This is a genomic window from Streptomyces tubercidicus (assembly GCF_027497495.1).
Taxonomy (GTDB): domain Bacteria; phylum Actinomycetota; class Actinomycetes; order Streptomycetales; family Streptomycetaceae; genus Streptomyces; species Streptomyces tubercidicus.
Window position 1 is genome coordinate 5,187,621 of record NZ_CP114205.1, and the last position, 17,482, is coordinate 5,205,102.

16 protein-coding genes are annotated in these 17,482 nt (G+C 72.9%); 11 read left to right on the forward strand and 5 right to left on the reverse strand.

Going from position 1 to position 17,482, the window contains the following annotated elements:
- The first annotated feature begins 453 nt into the window (after positions 1-453).
- Positions 454-1,254, forward strand: a complete 801-nt coding sequence (locus STRTU_RS22590; RefSeq protein WP_159745610.1) for a PucR family transcriptional regulator — start codon at positions 454-456, stop codon at positions 1,252-1,254.
- A gap of 323 nt (positions 1,255-1,577) precedes the next feature.
- On the opposite strand, the gene STRTU_RS22595 is transcribed toward STRTU_RS22590, so the two are convergent.
- From STRTU_RS22595 to STRTU_RS22605, 3 genes are all read right to left on the reverse strand, one after another.
- The gene (locus tag STRTU_RS22595; protein WP_159747149.1) at positions 1,578-3,056 is read right to left on the reverse strand and encodes a DUF1996 domain-containing protein; all 1,479 of its coding nucleotides are present in this window, start codon (positions 3,054-3,056) and stop codon (positions 1,578-1,580) included.
- A 216-nt stretch (positions 3,057-3,272) separates the two neighbouring features.
- A complete protein-coding gene (locus STRTU_RS22600; RefSeq protein WP_159745612.1) occupies positions 3,273-3,920 on the reverse strand; it encodes a DUF4142 domain-containing protein in 648 nt (215 codons plus the stop codon).
- Between the two features lie 212 nt (positions 3,921-4,132).
- Positions 4,133-6,031, reverse strand: coding sequence for an AMP-dependent synthetase/ligase (locus STRTU_RS22605; RefSeq protein WP_159745614.1), 1,899 nt, complete (start codon positions 6,029-6,031; stop codon positions 4,133-4,135).
- 162 nt (positions 6,032-6,193) lie between these two features.
- Between STRTU_RS22605 and STRTU_RS22610 the strand changes: the two genes are divergently transcribed.
- The 3 genes from STRTU_RS22610 (at position 6,194) to STRTU_RS22620 (ending at position 8,621) form a co-directional block, all read left to right on the forward strand.
- Complete coding sequence (locus tag STRTU_RS22610) at positions 6,194-6,499, forward strand: DUF6412 domain-containing protein (RefSeq protein WP_159745616.1); 306 nt, start codon at positions 6,194-6,196, stop codon at positions 6,497-6,499.
- 98 nt (positions 6,500-6,597) lie between these two features.
- A complete protein-coding gene (locus tag STRTU_RS22615) occupies positions 6,598-7,587 on the forward strand; it encodes a YidC/Oxa1 family membrane protein insertase (protein ID WP_159745618.1) in 990 nt (329 codons plus the stop codon).
- A gap of 176 nt (positions 7,588-7,763) precedes the next feature.
- Positions 7,764-8,621 (forward strand): fumarylacetoacetate hydrolase family protein, encoded by an 858-nt coding sequence (locus STRTU_RS22620; RefSeq protein ID WP_159745620.1) that lies wholly within the window; start codon positions 7,764-7,766, stop codon positions 8,619-8,621.
- 51 nt (positions 8,622-8,672) lie between these two features.
- Here the strand turns inward: STRTU_RS22620 and STRTU_RS22625 are convergent, their stop codons facing one another.
- Together STRTU_RS22625 and STRTU_RS22630 are read right to left on the reverse strand one after the other, a co-directional pair.
- On the reverse strand, positions 8,673-9,176 hold the full coding sequence (locus STRTU_RS22625; protein WP_159745622.1) for a heme-degrading domain-containing protein: 504 nt from the start codon (positions 9,174-9,176) through the stop codon (positions 8,673-8,675).
- A complete protein-coding gene (locus STRTU_RS22630) occupies positions 9,173-10,303 on the reverse strand; it encodes a Gfo/Idh/MocA family protein (protein ID WP_159745624.1) in 1,131 nt (376 codons plus the stop codon). The genes STRTU_RS22625 and STRTU_RS22630 overlap by 4 nt, the downstream gene beginning before the upstream one ends.
- A gap of 57 nt (positions 10,304-10,360) precedes the next feature.
- Between STRTU_RS22630 and STRTU_RS22635 the strand changes: the two genes are divergently transcribed.
- The 7 genes from STRTU_RS22635 to STRTU_RS22665 all read left to right on the forward strand — a co-directional run bounded on the left by STRTU_RS22635 (position 10,361) and on the right by STRTU_RS22665 (position 17,480).
- Complete coding sequence (locus STRTU_RS22635) at positions 10,361-11,524, forward strand: ROK family transcriptional regulator (protein ID WP_371873645.1); 1,164 nt, start codon at positions 10,361-10,363, stop codon at positions 11,522-11,524.
- Between the two features lie 64 nt (positions 11,525-11,588).
- Entirely contained in the window at positions 11,589-12,359 is a 771-nt protein-coding gene (locus STRTU_RS22640) for a GntR family transcriptional regulator (protein WP_159745626.1), read from the forward strand.
- Between the two features lie 163 nt (positions 12,360-12,522).
- The gene (locus STRTU_RS22645; protein WP_159745628.1) at positions 12,523-13,644 is read left to right on the forward strand and encodes a TIGR03364 family FAD-dependent oxidoreductase; all 1,122 of its coding nucleotides are present in this window, start codon (positions 12,523-12,525) and stop codon (positions 13,642-13,644) included.
- Between the two features lie 131 nt (positions 13,645-13,775).
- Complete coding sequence (locus tag STRTU_RS22650; protein WP_159747151.1) at positions 13,776-14,471, forward strand: phosphonatase-like hydrolase; 696 nt, start codon at positions 13,776-13,778, stop codon at positions 14,469-14,471.
- Between the two features lies 1 nt (position 14,472).
- Positions 14,473-15,645 (forward strand): ABC transporter ATP-binding protein, encoded by a 1,173-nt coding sequence (locus STRTU_RS22655; RefSeq protein WP_174878908.1) that lies wholly within the window; start codon positions 14,473-14,475, stop codon positions 15,643-15,645.
- A complete protein-coding gene (locus STRTU_RS22660; RefSeq protein ID WP_246241048.1) occupies positions 15,638-16,696 on the forward strand; it encodes a 2-aminoethylphosphonate ABC transporter permease subunit in 1,059 nt (352 codons plus the stop codon). Before STRTU_RS22655 ends, STRTU_RS22660 begins: the two co-directional genes overlap by 8 nt.
- Complete coding sequence (locus STRTU_RS22665) at positions 16,683-17,480, forward strand: ABC transporter permease (protein ID WP_159745630.1); 798 nt, start codon at positions 16,683-16,685, stop codon at positions 17,478-17,480. Before STRTU_RS22660 ends, STRTU_RS22665 begins: the two co-directional genes overlap by 14 nt.
- Positions 17,481-17,482 lie beyond the last annotated feature (2 nt).

Sequence of the window (17,482 nt, forward strand, 5' to 3'; positions counted from 1 at the left end):
TGGATACGCAGGGCCGTAATCCGGATGTGCAAAAGCATCTCCGAACGCGTTCAGGCTTTCGTAAGGTTTATCGCGCTGTGACAAATTCCTGCACTGGCATCGCGGTCGCGCGGGGGGACTCCGGATGATGCCGACTCAGGCGCCCGGGGGGCGCCAATCCCCTGTACCAGCCGCATCCCCGCCAGGATCGAGGTAGCGATGTGTGATCTCCTGAACCGCATCTGGTCGCGTCCCCGCGGCGAGTGGAACCGGGTTGTGAGAAATGAACTCCCGGATCTCTCCGAGAAGTTGGTCGCGGAGTTGCAACGCGGATTTCCCGCATTGTCCGCACTTCTCGGGGATACTCCCGTCGAAGACGCACATTGGGCGCTTGAACAGGCTCTGTTGACAGTTCTGGGGTACCAAAAAGAGTCGGAAAGTAAACCTCCGGCAGGGCCCTCAGTTGTCACTCCGATGCCGGTGGCCCGAGCCCGTCAGGACCTGTTCGACGTGCTCGCCGGCCAACGAGAGGTACCCGAGGAGGGGTTGCACGAACTGGCCCGCGCGGCGGGCTGGCCGGTGCCCGACACCCTCCAGGCCGTCGTCCTCGCCACCCCCGCCGACGCGGCCCAACTCGCCGCGGCACTGGGCCATGCCCTCATCGGCAGCGTCGAGGGCTACACCTGTCTGTTCGTCCCCGACCCGGCGACCCAGACCCGGGCCCGCCTGGAGGCGGCGCTCAAGGGCCGTCCGGCGGCGGTCGGGCATGTGGTGCCGGCCACCGACACGGCGTCCTCGCTGCGCTGGGCCCGCTATCTGCTGACGCTGGCCCCGAGCCGGGTCGGACCGGAGTCGCGGCCCGCGTTCGTCGACGACCATCTCTCGGCGCTGCTGCTGCTCCAGGACGAGTCGCTGGCGGACGCGCTGACCTCCCGCTGGCTCGGCCCGCTGGAGGAGCTGACGCCCCGGCAGAGCGAACGGCTCGAAGTGACCCTGCTGGCGTGGCTGGAGGGCGGAGGCGCACCGGAGGCGGCCAAGCTGCTGCATGTGCACCCGCAGACGGTCCGGTACCGCCTGCGCCAGATCGAGAAGCTCTTCGGCCCGGTGCTGCGTGATCCGCGTACCCGCTTCGAGCTGGAGATGGCGCTGCGCAGCCGGCGTCTGATGGCTCATGTCCGCAGTTACCGCGCACGGGCCGGCCGCCGCGCCCGCGCCGTCGCGTCCTCCATACGCCCCCTCGGCATGGCCCGTGAGGCCCGCGTCAACGGCCTTTGAGGAACCGACGGATGAACCACCGCGCCCCTTGAGCTGACGCCCGGCCGGTCCGACGGCGCACCGCCGGCACCACGACAGCGACTCGGCGCACACCAGTGGCCCCGCCCCGGGAATCCGGGCCGGGGCCACTGCGTTGTCGGACCCAGGGGGCCCACCGGCCCCTTAGGGATGTCTCCCTAAGGGGCCTCAGGGCTCCACGGTCTCGGGACTTCACGGTCTCGGGACTTCACGGCCTCGGAGCTTCACGGCCTCGGGCCTTCACGGCTTCCCGGCCTCAGAGCCTTACGGCGTCCCGGCCTCGAAGCCTCCCGGCCGCCGGACCGTCAGCTGCATTCGCGGCCGTCGTTGATGCACTCGACCGCCTGGCTCATCAGGTTGTCCGGCATCACGTTGATGAAGTCACCGTGGTCGGTCACCGGTTTGTGCAGCTGTTCGGGGAAGCTGTCCACCGCGAAGCTGTTGCCCTGCGGGACGTCGTAGGTGATCCGCTGGACGAGCTGCGGGACCGCCTCGAAGCCTTGCGGGCAGTTGCCGTTCTGGTCGGAGAACGCCATGTGGTCGCGGTGGTTGCCGCTGTCGATGTCGCGGCCGTTCCAGCAGTTCTGGAAGGCGAAGGTGCGCACGACCTGCGAGCCCTGCGGGCACAGCGGGTACTTGTCCTTCAGCTGCCGGTCCTCGAAGCCGGTGCAGCTCCAGGAGGCGTTGGCGTTCTTGGTGCCGTTGGTGAACGCCTTGGCGTCACCGGTGATGATCTTCAGGAAGCGCGGCATCGCCCGGACCTCGCCGGACTGGCTGCCCCGGAAGGTCAGGGTCACCGTCGCCGGGGTCAGCGTGGTGCCGACGTTGGCGTCCTGCGCGGCGCCCGGCTTCTGCTCCGCGTTGCCGTCGAGCTTGCGCAGCACCGGCCAGTAGTGGGTGGACTGGTCGCCGTTGTCGCAGGTGGTGTCGGACTGGGCGAGCTTGTTGTCGTCGGCGAAGGCGTCGGTGGCCTTGTTGCCGACGTAGTCGTGGGTGTGGTGGGCGCCGTTGCTGACGCCCGGCGTCACGATGACGTTGTCGGAGTTGAAGTGGCCGTCCTCATTGCGGCCGCACTCGGTGGTGAAGGTGCCGGTGGAGGCGTTGCCCCCCTTGGGGGCGGCGAACGGCGGGGCATCCGCGTTCGGCTGGACGTTGTTGATGTCGACGAAGTCGTCGGGGGAGGGGCCGCCGGGCTGGCCCTGCTGCTGCCCGCCGTTCTGGTCCTGGCCCTGGCCCGGGTCCTGGCTCTGCGCCTGACCGGGGTCCTGGCTCTGCCCCTGGTCCTGTCCCTGGGTCTGGTTCGGGTCCTGGCCCTGGTACCAGCCGTCCTGTACGGACTTGGTGGAGTCGTTGCCGCCCTCCCCCGCGCCCTCGTTGACGGGCTTCATGGTGCAGCCGCTCATCTTGAGCAGATAGCCGGGCCGTTTGGCGTCCTTGGCGATCGCGCTGACCATCATCTTGATGGTCTTCTCCCGCTTCGTCTGCAGCCTGTTGAGGACGCTGCCTCCGCCGCTGCCTCCGCTGCTGCCGCTCATCATCGAGTGGTACGCGTCGTGCACCTGCTTGTCGAGCGCCGACAGCCCCTTGGAGACCGGGAGCTTGGCGCTGCGCGGTACCTGGCGCAGCCGTTCGCCCACATCGGGGCAGGAGAGCGTGAAGGCGCTCGCGGTGTGCTGGGCGTGGCCGGCCGCCGCGTCCGGGGTGTTGTTGCCGGCCAGTGCCGTGGTGGCGTAGGCCGCCAGGCCGCCGCCGCCCAGCAGCAGGGCGGTCGCGCCGATCAGCATTCTGTTCGTCAAACGCGAGCGTTTATGGGCTTGTTGCCGTTGCCTCATGAGATCACTTCGCTTCGTCCGATGTGAGGGGTGTCGGTTGGTGCGGGTGTCGTGTCTTCCGGGTCGCGGGTGGTGGTGGGCGCGGGGCACCTCCTGCCGAGGACGGGGGAGTCCGCCGCCGTCCGGGCCGGCGTGCGCGCCGCCGTGACATACCAGGACTCCGTGCGCCTAGCTGCTGTGCAGGGTGTTGAAGTCGACGCTTCCGGTCTTCTCCAGCGCCGTGATGTGCTGCAGGACGACGTCGTTGGCCCGGTTCGCCAGGGAGCGCACCATCGAGTTCTTGGTCTGGTCGCGGACCATGGCCACCAGGCCGAAGACCTTGCCGTGGGCGCGGCGCAGCAGCTCGGCGAACGTCGGGGCGAAGTCGTCGCCCTGGGCGGCGTTCATCTGCGCCAGCCAGCCCTGCTGATCGGCGTTGGGCTGATTGGGCAGCGAGATGCCCAGCGCCCGCCCGGCCTCGATCGACCGCCGGTCCAGCTCGGTGTGTCCGGCGACGAGGATGGCGCCCGCGGAGCGGACCGCCGCGGTCTGCCCGCGCTCCTGCGCCTGGCGGCCCGCGGGGAGTTCCCACAGGCCGGCCAGTCTGACCTTGCGCACGAAGTCCCGGTCCATGGCGGTCAGCGGACCGTAGCGGGTGTTCACCGTGCCGCCGCCGTCATCGTCGTAGGTGACGGTGTTGGTCGCCGCCGACGCGGTCTCACCGAAGAGCTGGACGGGCAGCAGCAGCGCCGCGAGCGTGGCCACGAGCGCGGCCACGACCAGTCCGGTGGCGATGGTCCGCCCGGATGTTGCGGAATTGCTGAGGATGGACCGCACACGGCCTCCCGGTTCGTCACTACTGGAATGCCACCGGACGTTAAGTGCCGTGACGCGCCCGCGGTCGTGGGTCCTCACCCCTGGACAAATAACGGCCGGGTCCGCCGCGGCACTGCTACGGTGCCGCGGGCGGGCCCGGCCGGATGCGGGTGACGTGCGCCGGCTTCCGTATGACCGGCCGGGCCCGTCCAGAGGCGGTCTGTGCCGCGCGCTCAGCGTGCGTACAGGCCCGCCGCCGCCCATCTGCGGCGCTCCCGCCGCGTCTCGGGCTCCTCGCGCTGCCCCTGGGCGTACAGGGCGTCGATCTCGGCCGCGTGGCGCCGGACGATCGCCGCCCGCCGCAGCTTCAGCGACGGTGTCACCAGCCCGGACTCCTGGCTGAACTCGCCCGGCAGCACCCGGAAAGCGCGGATCGACTCGGCCCGGGACACCGACGCGTTCGCCCGTGCCACCGCCCGCCGCACCTCCGCCTGCAACTGCTCCTCCGGCGTCGGTGCGCCGCTGTCCGGGCCGGGCTCCTCGCGCAGCTTGTGCCAGTGCGCCAGGGCCTCCGGGTCCAGCGTGATCAGCGCGGTCACATACGGCCGGTTGTCGCCGACCACCACACACTGCGAGATCAGCGGATGGGCGCACAGCCGCTGCTCCAGCCCCTGCGGGGCCACGCTCTTGCCGTTGCTGGTGATGATGATGTCCTTCTTGCGGCCGGTGATGACGAGATAGCCGTCCTCGTCCAGATGCCCCAGGTCGCCGGTCGCCAGCCAGCCGTCATACAGCCCGCTGCCCGGCTCCTGGTCCTCGTCGAGATACCCGGCGAACACCACCGCGCCCCGCACCCACACCTCGCCGTCCAGCGCCAGATGCACCGCACTGCCCGGCAGCGGCAGGCCCACCGTCCCGAACCGCACCCGGCCGGGCGGCTGTACGGTGATCGCGCCGCTGGTCTCCGTCAGGCCGTAGCCGTCGTAGACGGTGATACCGGCGCCGGCGAAGAGCAGCCCCAGCTCCCGGAACAGCGGTGAGCCGCCGGAGACCGCGGTCCGCACCCGGCCGCCCAGCAGCTCCCGGATGCGGGAGTACACCAGCCGGTCGTAGAGCGCGTGCCGGGCCCGCAGGAACGGGTCGGGTCCGCGCCCGGTGCCCCGCTCCTCCGCCGCGAGGGCCTCCGCATGGCGCACCGCCACCGTCATCGCCGCGTCGAACGTCCGCGCCCGGCCCGCCCGTTCCGCGGCCTGCCGGGCGCGGGCGCAGATCTTCTCGAAGACGTACGGCACCGCGAACAGGAACGTCGGACGGAATGAGGCCAGCGCCGGCAGCAGTTCGTCCGAGGTCACATCGGGCTGATGGGCGAGCTTCACCCCGCCGCGCAGACACGCCACCTGCACCATCAGCCCGTAGATGTGCGCGAACGGCAGGAAGGCCAGCAGCGACGGGCGTTCGCCGGGCGCGGCCAGCAGCCCGCCCCAGCCCGCGTAGAGGGTGTCGCAGCCCGCGGCGAGATTGGCGTGGGTGATCACACAGCCGCGCGGGCGGCCGGTGGTCCCCGAGGTGTACACGATCGCCGCGACGGTGTCCGGGGTGACCGCATGCCGCAGCCGGTGCACATCGGCCTCGGCCAGCCGGGTGCCCTCCTCCGTGAGCCGCTGGACGCAGTCCAGGTCCAGCTGCCACAGCCGGCGCAGCCTGGCCCGTTCGTCGCAGGCCTCGGCCACGGTCATGGCCTGCGCCTCGTTCTCCACGACGATCGCGGTGACCTCCGCCCCGGCGAGGATGCCGCGCAGCTGCTCGGCCGAGGCGGTCGGATAGACCGGGACGAGCTGCCCGCCGATCGCCCACAGCGCATAACTGAACAAGGTCCACTCGTAGCGCGTACGGGACATCAGCGCGACCCGGGTGCCGGGCCGTATCCCGTCCGCCAGCAGCCCCCTGGCCAGGGCCATGACCTCATCGCGGAATTCCGCCGCCGACACCTCCTGCCAGCCGCCGGGTGTCTGGTCGTCGCGGCGGGCGAGCTGAGCGAAATCCGGCTGGTGGGCGGCGGTGTCGAAGACGGAGTCGGCAAGGCCGCCGGTCCGCAGTGGAGCCGCCAGGGCCGGGACGCTGATGTCGCGCACAGCACCTCCTAGGTGTTCCCCCTTGGTCCCCCTGGTCCGCCGCCGTCCCGGGCGGCAGGCAGGGCAAGTTACCTACCGGTCTCCCGGCTGCCCAGAGGTATGGCTACTCTTGAGCGGAAGACGACAAGTTGCGACGGCCTGACAACCTGGGGAGGGCGCCCGATGTACCGCATCGTCGACGCGTGGCGCCTGTACACCTCAGCCCTCTTCTTCGTCCTGTCCGGCTTCCTGCTCACCCAGACCGGTCTGACCACGGCCCTGACCGCCGCCGCGACCACCACCGCGCTGCTGCTCCTGTGCCGCGCCTTCCTGATCGCGGCCTGCGCGCGGCCCGTACCACCGGGCCGGATCCGTACGGCCATCCGCGACCGCGAGCGGCGTACCGCCTTCCTGCCCCAACGTGATCCCGACGCGGCCGGCCGCCCGCGCCCCCGGGCACCGGGCCGTCCCCTCCCGACGGCCGCGTAGGCGCACCGGTCCGGTCCCCGTACCGCTTCTCCGCGTCCGCGCGGCTCGTCACGCCGAATCCACATCCCGGCACGACGAGACCCGTGGAGGGCTCACCCATGTCCATGTTCGGCTTCCTCGGCGATGCGCTGGCGCACGGCGCCCAGGCGATCGCCCCGCTCTTCGGCACCGCGGCCATGGCCGCCGCCATCGTCCTGTTCACCCTGGGGGTCCGCGCCGCGCTGCACCCCCTCGCCCGCGCCGCGGCCCGCGGTGAGAAGGCCCGTACGGCGCTCGCCCCGCAGCTCGCCGCACTCCAGCGCAAGCACAAGGGCAACCCGGAGCGGCTGCAGAAGGCGACCGCCGACCTGTACGCCAAGACCGGCTCCACGCCCCTCGCCGGCTGCCTGCCGACGCTGCTGCAACTGCCGGTCTTCTTCGTGATGTACCACCTGTTCTCGACCGGCAGCGGCGACCTCCTCGACCACACGCTGCTGGGTGCGCCCCTCGGCGGCCACTGGACCGAGGCGCTCGCCGACGGCGGCGTGTTCGGGCCGCAGGGGCTGGTCTACCTCGGACTGTTCGCCCTGGTCACGGCCGTCGCCGCCTGGAATTACCGACGGGCCCGCGCCACGATGGCCAAGGCCCCGCAGCCGGCCGCGGGCAACGCCGCGGTGCCCGGTATGGCCTCGATGGCCAAGGTGATGCCGCTGCTGTCCTTCGGCACGCTGATCACGGTGGCGGTGGTGCCGCTGGCCGCCGGGCTCTACATGGTCACGACGACGGCGTGGACGGCGTGCGAGCGGGCGTTGCTGCACCGGGACCGGAGCGGGCGCGGTGCCGTGGAGGCGGGCGCCGACGGGGGGTCGGCTGCTGACGGGAAGCCGGGGGCCGACGGGAAGCCGGGGTCCGACGGGAAGTCGGCTGCCGACGGAGGCTCGGGTGCCGGTGGGGAGTCGGACGGGCGTGCCCCGGGGCAGCGCCCGGCACCGCAGCGGGCGGACCGGCGCGCGCCGAAGAGCCGCGCGGCCCGGCAGCGGGCGGCCCGCGCCAGGGCCAACTCCCAGAGCAGGTCCCGGGCCGACTCCCGGGCCACCACCCCCCAGTAAGAATCCAGCCCGGTCCAGTCGGGTCCGGTCCGGTCCCCTCCGGTCCAGTCCGTGAACGGGGTCTTGCGGACCGGACCCCGTTCTTGGACGATCAACCAATTCGCTCGATGGCCGTCCCCCATCGGCCGGCCCGGAACACCCCTTCCCGGCCGACCTTCGACGACGGGAGTTGACCGATGAAGCTGCTGCGAGTCGGACCGGTGGGGGCGGAGCGCCCGGCGCTGCTCGACGCGTCCGGGGCCCTGCGGGACCTGTCGGGCCTGGTGCCGGACATCGACGGAGCGCTCCTGGCCGACGAGGGAAAGCTGACGCGGCTCCGCACCGCCGCCGCCTCCGGTGAGCTGCCGCGACTCGATGCGGCCGGGCTGCGCACGGGCCCGCCGGTGGCCCGTATCGGCAAGATCGTATGCATCGGGCTGAACTACCACGACCACGCCCGCGAGACCGGCGCCGCGCCCCCCGCGGAGCCGATCCTCTTCATGAAGGCCCCGGACACCGTCGTCGGCCCCGACGACACCGTGCTGGTCCCCCGGGACAGCGTGAAGACCGACTGGGAGGTGGAGCTGGCCGTCGTCATCGGCCGGACCGCCCGCTACCTGGAGACCGATGCACAGGCGCTGGCCGCAGTGGCCGGCTACGCCGTGGCGCACGACGTCTCCGAGCGCGCCTTCCAGATCGAGCGCGGCGGCCAGTGGGACAAGGGCAAGAACTGCGAGACGTTCAACCCGCTGGGCCCCTGGCTGGTGACCGCCGACGAGGTGCCCGACCCCCAGAACCTCGGCCTGCGCCTGTGGGTCAACGGCGACCTGAAACAGGACGGCACCACCGCCGAACAGATCTTCCCGGTCGCCGAAGCGGTCCGCTACGTAAGCCGGTTCATGCCCCTCTACCCGGGCGACATCATCAACACCGGCACCCCGTCCGGCGTCGCCCTGGGCCACCCGGACCCCAAGCCGTATCTGCGGGCCGGCGATGTCGTGGAGCTGGAGATCGACGGTCTGGGGCGGCAGCGGCAGGAACTCAAGGGGGCGTGAGGGGGCGTGAGGGGGCGGCGGGTGGCGGGGCGGCCCCGCCCCGCTTCCGCGTCAGCTCGTTGCCAGGTATTGCTCCAGTGCCTCCACCACCAGGGCGTGGTCGTCGGCCTGGGGGAGGCCCGAGACCGCGATGACGCCGATGACGCCTGTGTCGCGCAGGCGCATCGGGAAGGCGCCGCCGTGGGCGGCGTAGTGGTCCGGGTTCAGGCGGGAGGAGTCCTCGAAGGTGCGGCCCTTGGCGCGGAAGTGGGCGCCGACCAGGTAGGAGGACGTGGCGTAGCGCTCTACTACGGCGGATTTGCGGGCGATCCAGGCGTCGTTGTCGGCGGAGGTGCCGGGGAGGGCGTAGTGGAACAGCTGCTGGGTGCCGCGCCGGATGCCGATGGTTACCGCGGCGCCGCGCTCCTGGGCCAGTGACACCAGCAGCGAGCCCAGGCGCCAGGCGTCCTCGTTGCTGAAGGTGTGGAGGACCAGCCGGTCCTCCTGTGCGGTGAGTTCGCGGATCTCGTTGGCGTTGTCGTCGTCCTCCGGCGGGCGGTGGGCGGCCGGGGTCATGTGGCCGCCTCGATCCGGACCGTGCGGCCCTCGGCGGCGGAGAGCTTCGCGGCCTCCAGGACGCGCAGGGCGGCGGCGGCCTCGGTGGCGGTGACCGGCGGGCGGCCGCCCTCCAGGAGGGCGCGGGTGATCGCGGCGTAATAGGCGGGGTAGTCGCCCGGCAGGGTCGGGACGGGGTCGCCGCCGCCGGACCGGGGGGAGGCGCCGGCGCCGAGTACGCCCCAGCGGGACTGCGGTTCGACGCCCCACTCCACGCCCTCGGTGCCGGGGCGCAGGCCCTCGCGCAGTGCGGCCTCCTGCGGGTCCAGGCCGTGCTTGACGTAGCCCGCCCGGCTGCCCAGTACCCGGAAGCGCGGGCCCAGCATGGCGGCGGTGGCGCTCACCCACAGATGGGAGCGGACGCCGCCGGTGTGGGTGAGGGCGAGGAAGGTGTCGTCGTCGGCCTCGGCGGTTGGACGGCGGATGTCGGACTCGGCGTAGACCGAGGCGACCGGGCCGAACAGGGTCAGCGCCTGGTCGACGAGGTGGCTGCCGAGGTCGTAGAGGAGCCCGCCCAGCTCCGCCGGGTCGCCGGACTCGCGCCAGCCGCCCTTGGGCTGGGGGCGCCAGCGCTCGAAGCGGGACTCGAAGCGCTGGATGTCGCCGAGTGCGCCGTCGTCGATCAGCTTGCGGACGGTGCGGAAGTCGTTGTCCCAGCGGCGGTTCTGGAAGACGGAGAGCAGCAGGCCGCGGTCCTCGGCGAGCGCGGCGAGCTTCTCGGCCTCGGCGGCGGTCGCGGCCAGCGGCTTGTCGACGACCACCGGCAGACCGGCCTCCAACGCGGCGGTGGCGAGCGGCACATGGGTCTTGTTCGGCGACGCCAGCACGAGCAGATCGAGGTCGGCGGCGCGGTCCAGCACTGCCTGGGGGGTGTCGACCGTACGGACCTGGGGGTGCTCGGCGCGGGCCTGCGCCTGCCGCTGCGGATCGGAGGTCGAGACGAGGTCGAGCCGCAGGCCGTCGGTGGCCGCGATCAGGGGGGCGTGGAAGACCGAGCCGGCCAGGCCGTAACCGATGAGGCCGACGCGGAGCGGGCCGCCATGGGGGGCGGCGGTGCCGGTGGGGTCGCTCAACTCGCTGCTACGCATGGCTCCCACTTAAGCAACGCTGTTGCCAAAGTGCAAGCGATGCGGACAATGGGGTGGGTGAGCAGCGATGACATCTCCCGCGACGGCCTCTCCCGCGACGGACTCTCCCAGGACGGCCTCGTCGCCCCGCCGGGCGCCAATCTCCCCGCCCTGCGCGGCCACAACGCCGCGCTGGTGCTGGGGCTGCTGCGCGCGGCCGGTGAGCAGGGGGTCAGCCGGCGGGAGCTCGCCGCACACACCGGGCTGACCCCGCAGGCCGTCAGCAAGATCACCGCGCGGCTGCGGGCCGAGGGGCTGGCCGCCGAGGCGGGGCGCCGCGCCTCCACGGGCGGCAAGCCCGCCACCGTCCTGCGGCTGGTGCCCGGGGCCCGGCACGCGGTCGGGCTCCACCTGGACCGCGATGAGCTCGTCGCGGTCCTCGCCGATCTCACCGGCGCCCCCGTTGCCGTACGCCGTGCCCCGCTCGCCTTCGAGGCGGGCGCCGGGCCGGTGCTCGACACCGCCGGACGGGAGGTCGCGGCGCTGCGCGCGGAGGCCGGCGGGCCGCCGGTGCTGGGCGCCGGGGTGGCCTGCCCGGGGCCGCTGGACCACACCGCCGGCGTCCTGCACCGGGTCACCGGCGCGCCCCAGTGGGACGGCTACCCGCTGCGGGACGCGCTCGCCGAGCGCCTCGGCCTGCCCGTCGTGCTCGACAAGGACACCAACGCGGCCGCGCTCGGCCTGGCCCGGGGGATGCCGTCCGGCGCCGGCTCGTTCGGCTATCTGCACCTGGGCACCGGCCTGGGCGCCGGGCTCGTCCTGGGTGGCGGCCTCTACCGCGGCCCGCGTACCGGCGCCGGGGAGTTCGGGCACCAGACCGTGCAGTGGGACGGGCCGCGCTGTGGCTGCGGACGGCGCGGCTGTATCGAGGCGCTGTGCCTGGCGGCGGTGGCCCGCGGCGATCTGCCGGGCGCGGCCGCGGTGTTGGGGGCGGGCGCCGCCAACCTCGTCGAGCTGCTGGACATCGACCGGGTGCTGCTCGGCGGGCGCACCGTACTGGAGAACCCCGACGGGTTCCTGGCGGGTGTGGCCGAGGTGCTCGGCGGTCAGGCGCGGGCCCGTGGCAGGACCGCGGTGCCGGTGGCGCTGGCCCGGGGCGGCGCGCGGGTGGTCGCGGACGGGGCGGCGGAGCTGGTGCTGGCGCCGCTGTTCGGGGTGCGGGGGGCGGCGTTGGTGTCGTGAGGGGTGGGGCGGCGCTTTCCAGGGGGCCCGTGCCCGGCCGGGCACGGGATGCGAGGATCACGCCGTGGAGTTCTCGTACGGCCAGGATCCTGGCGCACCCATCCGGTCCGGTGTCCCCGAGCACGGACGCATTCCCAAGTACTACGCGGCCAAGGTCGAAATCGCGGCGCTGCTGGCCGAGTTGGGCGAGGGTGAGCTGCTGCCCACCGAGCGGGAACTGGCGCTGCGCTTCGAGGTCTCCCGCGAGACGCTGCGGCAGGCGCTGCGGGAGCTGATCCTGGAGGGGCGGCTGCGGCGGCTGGGGCGCGGCACGGTCGTCGCGGGACCCAAGATGGAGCAGCCGCTGTCGCTCGCGAGCTATACGGAGGGCGTACGGGGCCAGGGCCGCAGGCCCGGCCGGAACCTCGTCAGCCTCGACCGCTTCCCGTGCCCGCCGCGGCTCGCCGCCGACCTGGGGCTCGAAGTGGGCGACGCCGTATGGCACATGGAGCGGGTGCTGCTCGCCGATGACGAGCGGGTCGGGCTGGAGAGCACCTATGTCGCCGTCGGGCGGGCCCCGGACCTGGACACCGACTTCACGCCGGACTCGTCCTTCTATGCCTACCTCCACGAGCGGCTCGGTATCGGCTTCGGTGACGCGGACGAGCGGCTGGAGACCGTACTGGCCACGCCGCGCGAGGCGCTGCTGATCGGCACGCCGGGCGCGCTGCCGATGCTGCTGATCCACCGGCTGTCGCGGGACACCGCGGGCCGTCCGCTGGAGCGGGTGCGTTCGCTCTACCGGGGCGACCGGTTCTCCTTCACCACCCATCTGGGGACCTCGGCGCGGGGCTGAGGCGCCCGGCACCGGTCCGGGCCCGACCCCCCCCGAAAGGGCACGACCGCCCCCTGAAAAGTCACGAGAAGATAACGGGTCTAGGCCAAGTTTGCCGTCCCGTTCACCCGCGCGTCGCCGGACGACCCCCCACGGGCCACCCACCGCCGCGACCGTCTGGGGCATGCGAGTGACAGTGGTCGGAGCCGGGGTGCTGGGAACCATGCACGCCTGGCAGGCAATCGAGCGGGGCCACGAGGTCCTGCACATCGAGCGGGAGACCGAGGCCCGTGGCGCCTCGGTCCGTAACTTCGGGCAGATCTGGGTCAGCGGGCGGGCCGGCGGCGAGGAGCTGGACACCGCGCTGCGCGCCCGGGAGCTGTGGGAGGGCATCGGCGCCCGCGTCCCCGCCCTCGGCTTCCGGGCCATCGGCTCCCTGACCGTCGTCAAGAACGCCGCCGAGCGGGCGGTCGCCGAGGCCGCGGCCCGCCGCCCCGACGCCGCCGCCCGCGGCTACCGGCTGCTGGACGCCGACCAGGCCCGCGCCCTCAACCCCGCCCTGCGCGGCGAGTTCGCGGGCGCCCTGTGGTGCGAACGGGACGCCGCCGTCGAACCGCGGATCGCCCAGCGCGCCCTGAAGGCGGCGCTGCTGGAGTCCGGCCGGTACCGCTACCTCGGGGGCCGGGAGGTCCGCGAGGTGCTCGGGGAGCGCGCCGTACGCGACGATCACGGCGAGGTCCACCACGGGGACGCCGTCGTCCTGTGCACCGGCGCCTGGCTCGGCGGTCTGGTCCGCGAGCTGCTCCCCGATCTGCCGGTGCGCCGGGTCCGGCTGCAGATGATGCAGACCGACCCGCTCGGCGAACCGCTGACCACCTCCGTCGCCGACGCCGACAGCTTCCGCTACTACCCGGCCTACCGCAGCGACGCCCTGGACGCCCTCAACGCGGGCCAGGCCCAGGCGCCGACCGCCGCCGCGCACAAGATGCAGCTGCTGATGGTCCAGCGCGCCGACGGCGGCCTGACCATCGGCGACACCCACGAATACGAGGCGCCCTTCGCCTTCGACACCGTCGAGGAGCCGTACGAGCACCTCACCGGCGTCGTCGAGTCCGTTCTGGGCCGCCCGCTGCCCCGTATCCGCCACCGCTGGGCCGGGGTCTACGCCCAGTGCACGGACACCTCCCGCGTCGTGCACCGGCAGCAGGCCCGCGACGGCGTCTGGCTGGTGACCGGTCCCGGCGGGCGCGGGATGACCTGCGCCCCCGCCATCGCCGAGACCACCGCGAACGAACTGGGCTGGTGAGGAAGTTGACACACCCCGACATGACATCCGACCCGCGCGACAACCACAGCGACAACTACAGCCACGACCTCAGCGACAGTGACAACGGCAGCGACAACCCCAGCGACAGCGGCAACGAGAGCGAGAGCCACATGCCCCCCGCCCCCCGCGACTGCCCGCTGGTCGTTCTCGACATGGCCGGTACCACCGTCGCCGACGGCGGCCTGGTCGAGCGGGCCTTCGAGGTCGCCGCCGGCCACCTGGGCGTCGAACCCGGCAGTGCCGACCACGCCGAGAAGCTCGCCTACGTACGGGCCACCATGGGCGAGTCCAAGATCTCCGTGTTCCGCCACCTCTTCGGCGACGAGGCCGCCGCCCGGCGCGCCAACACCGCCTTCGAGACGGCCTACGGGGAGCTGGTCGACGGGGGCAGGATCGCGCCGGTCCCCGGTGCCCGGGAGGCGATCGAGGCGCTGCGGGAGGCCGGGCGCACCGTCGTCCTCAGCACCGGCTTCGCCCGGGTCACCCAGGACGCCATCCTCGACGCGCTCGGCTGGCAGGACCTGGTCCCGCTCACCCTCTGCCCGGCCGACGCGGGCGGTCGCGGCCGCCCCTACCCCGACATGGTCCTCACGGCGCTGCTGCGCACCCGGGCCACCGACTCCGTCCAGGGGATCGCGGTGGCCGGTGACACCTCGTACGACATGCTCTCCGGGCGGCGGGCCGGTGCCTCGGTCGTCGCGGGCGTGCTGACCGGTGCGCACGACCGGGCGCAGCTGGAGTCGGCCGGTGCCACCCATGTCCTCGGGTCGGTCGCCGAACTGCCCGCGCTGCTGGGAGTGGTGTGAGATGCCCGCCTCAGCCGCCGCCGCACCCGCCCGGTCCGCGGCCCCGGACCCGTCCCGGTCCCCGTCCCCGGCCCCGGCCGCGTCCGGCATCCGCTTCGACCAGGTGTCCGTGGCCTACGGCAAGCACGGCGAGCACACCGTCCTGGACTCCTTCGACCTGACCGTCGAACCGGGCGAGGTGATGGCCCTGCTCGGCCCGTCCGGCTCCGGCAAGACCACCGCGCTGCGGACGGTCGCCGGATTCGTCGAGCCGTCCGCCGGGCGGGTGCTGATCGGCGGCCGTGACATGACCGGCCTGCCGCCCCACAAGCGCGGTATCGGCATGGTCGTCCAGCAGTACGCGCTGTTCCCGCACATGAAGGTCGCCGAGAACGTCGCCTTCGGCCTCAAGGCGCAGAAGACGCCGCGCGCCGAGATCCCCGGCCGGGTCGCCGAGGCCCTGGAGATGACCGGTATGGCGGCCTACGCGGGGCGGCATCCCCGGGAGCTGTCCGGCGGACAGCAGCAGCGGGTCGCCCTCGCGCGGGCGCTCGCCATCCGCCCCGGCGTGCTGCTGCTGGACGAACCGCTGTCCGCGCTCGACGCCCAGCTGCGCTCCGGTATGCTCGCCGAACTCGCCCGGCTGCACCGCGAGTTGCCGGACGTCTCGATCCTCTACGTCACCCACGACCAGATCGAGGCGCTGACCCTGGCCGACCGGATCGCGGTGCTGGACCGGGCCCGGCTGCAGGACTGCGGCACCCCGCAGCAGCTCTACCGGCGCCCGCGCACCGAGTTCACCGCCTCCTTCGTCGGCACCGCCAATCTGCTGCCGGTGACGGTGCGCGGCGGCGGTGTCGAGTTCGCCGGCCGGCCGCTGACCGTGCCCGTCGGCGACGAGGTGGCCGAGGGCGCCGCCGCGACCCTCTGCGTGCGCCCGCACCTCGTCGGTCTCGGGGAGCCCCCGCAGGCCGACGGCCACCGCAACACGCTGCGCGGCACGCTCACCGAAGTGCAGTGGCGCGGGGCGACGCACCGTCTGTACGCGGCGGTCGACGGCCACCGCGTACTGGCCGACGTCCGCGAACTGCGCACGACCCCGGCACTGGGCGATGACGTCACGCTGCACTTCGCGCCCGAGGACGCGGTCCTCATCCCGGCGGGGCTGAGCGAGGGCGGTGCGCCCGATGCCTAACGTGACGCCGAGGACGGATACGGCGGATATGGCGGATACGGCGGATACGGCGGATACGGCCGTGGGCGCCGCGAGGGCCACACCGGACGGCGCCGCGACGGCCGCCCCGTACGGGACCGCGAACACCACCCCGTACGGGACCGCGAAGGCCGCCCCGCTCCCGACCCCCCGCCGCCGGTCGATCCGCCGCCCCGGCCCCGCCCTCTGGTCCCTCCCGCCCCTCGCCGCCCTCGCCCTGGTCTTCCTCTACCCGCTGGCCCTGGTGGTCTGGCAGTCCTTCACCCCGGAGGAGGGCGGGCACTCCGCCGCCCCCTACACCGAGGTGCTCGCCGAGGCGTCCTTCCGCGAGGCGCTGACGAACACCGTGCTGATCGCCGTCGGCGCCACCGTCGGCGCCCTGCTCCTCGGGCTGCTGCTCTCCCTCGTCATCGCCTTCGTCCCGTTCCCCGGCGGCCGGGCGCTCAGCCGCTTCATCGACCTCTTCCTCGCCTTCCCCTCCTTCCTGATCACCCTCGCCCTGCTGTTCCTGTACGGCACCGTCGGCATGGCCAACGGCCTGTGGACGGATCTCACCGGTGCCTCCCATGGGCCGCTGGATTTCCTCCACACCCCCTGGGGCGTGCTGCTGGCCGAGGTCACCTACTTCACCCCGTTCGTGATGCGGCCGCTGCTCGCCGCTTTCTCGCAGCTGGAGACCGGGCAGCTGGAGGCCGCCGCCTCCCTGGGCGCCCGGCCGTGGCGGATCGTACGGACGGTGATCCTGCCGGAGGCGCTGCCCGCGCTCGCGGCGGGCGGTGCGCTGGTCCTGGTGCTGTGCCTGAACGAGTTCGGCATCGTCCTCTTCACCGGCGCCAAGGACGTCGTCACGCTCCCGATGCTCGTCTACACCAAGGCCATGCTCGACGGTGACTACACCGGAGCCTGCGTCGTGGCCGTCGTCAACATCGCGCTGTCCGTCGCGCTCTACGCCCTCTACCGGACCCTGATGTCCCGTACGGGTGCCACCGCCGGGCCGCGCTCAGGAGGGGTGCCCCACCGTGCTGGTGCATAGCAGGCCCGCCCGCCGGGCCCTCCAGATCCTTTTCCTCGTCCTCTTCCTGCCGGTCTTCGCGCTGCCGCTGCTGGTGATCGTCGCCGCGTCCTTCGCGAGCAGCTGGAGCGGCACCCTGCCGTCCGGGATGACCCTGAAGCACTACCAGGACATCGCACACGGCGAGGCGCTGGACGCCCTGCTCACCAGCGTCCTGACCGCACTGGCCGCGAGCCTCGCCGCGCTCACCGCCGGCACCTGGGCCGCCCTGGCCGCCGAGAAGCTGGGCCGCCGCGCCCGCCGCCTCCTGGACGCCCTCTTCCTGCTCCCCGTCGCCGTCCCCTCCGTGGTCGTCGGCCTGTCCCTCCTCGTGGCCTTCTCCCGTCCCCCGTTCCTGCTCAACGGCACTCCGCAGATCGTGATCCTGGCCCACACCGTGCTGGTCACCGCCTTCGCCTACCAGTCCGTGACGGCCGCCCTGACCCGCCTCGATCCGGCCTACGAGCAGAGCGCGGCCGGCCTCGGCGCCCGCCCCGCGTACGTCCTGTGGCGGGTCAAACTGCCCCTGCTGCTGCCGTCGCTCACCGCGGCCGCGGGCCTGTGCTTCGCCCTGTCCATGGGCGAGCTGAGCGCCACGATGATGCTCTATCCGCCCGACTGGCTGCCGCTGCCGGTCCAGATCTTCGCCGCCACCGACCGCGGCGCCCTGTTCGCCGGGGCCGCCCTGGCGGTGACCCTGATGGCCGCCACCCTGCTCGTCCTCTTCGTCGTCTCCCGTATCCGCACCCGGGCCGCATACCGCTGACC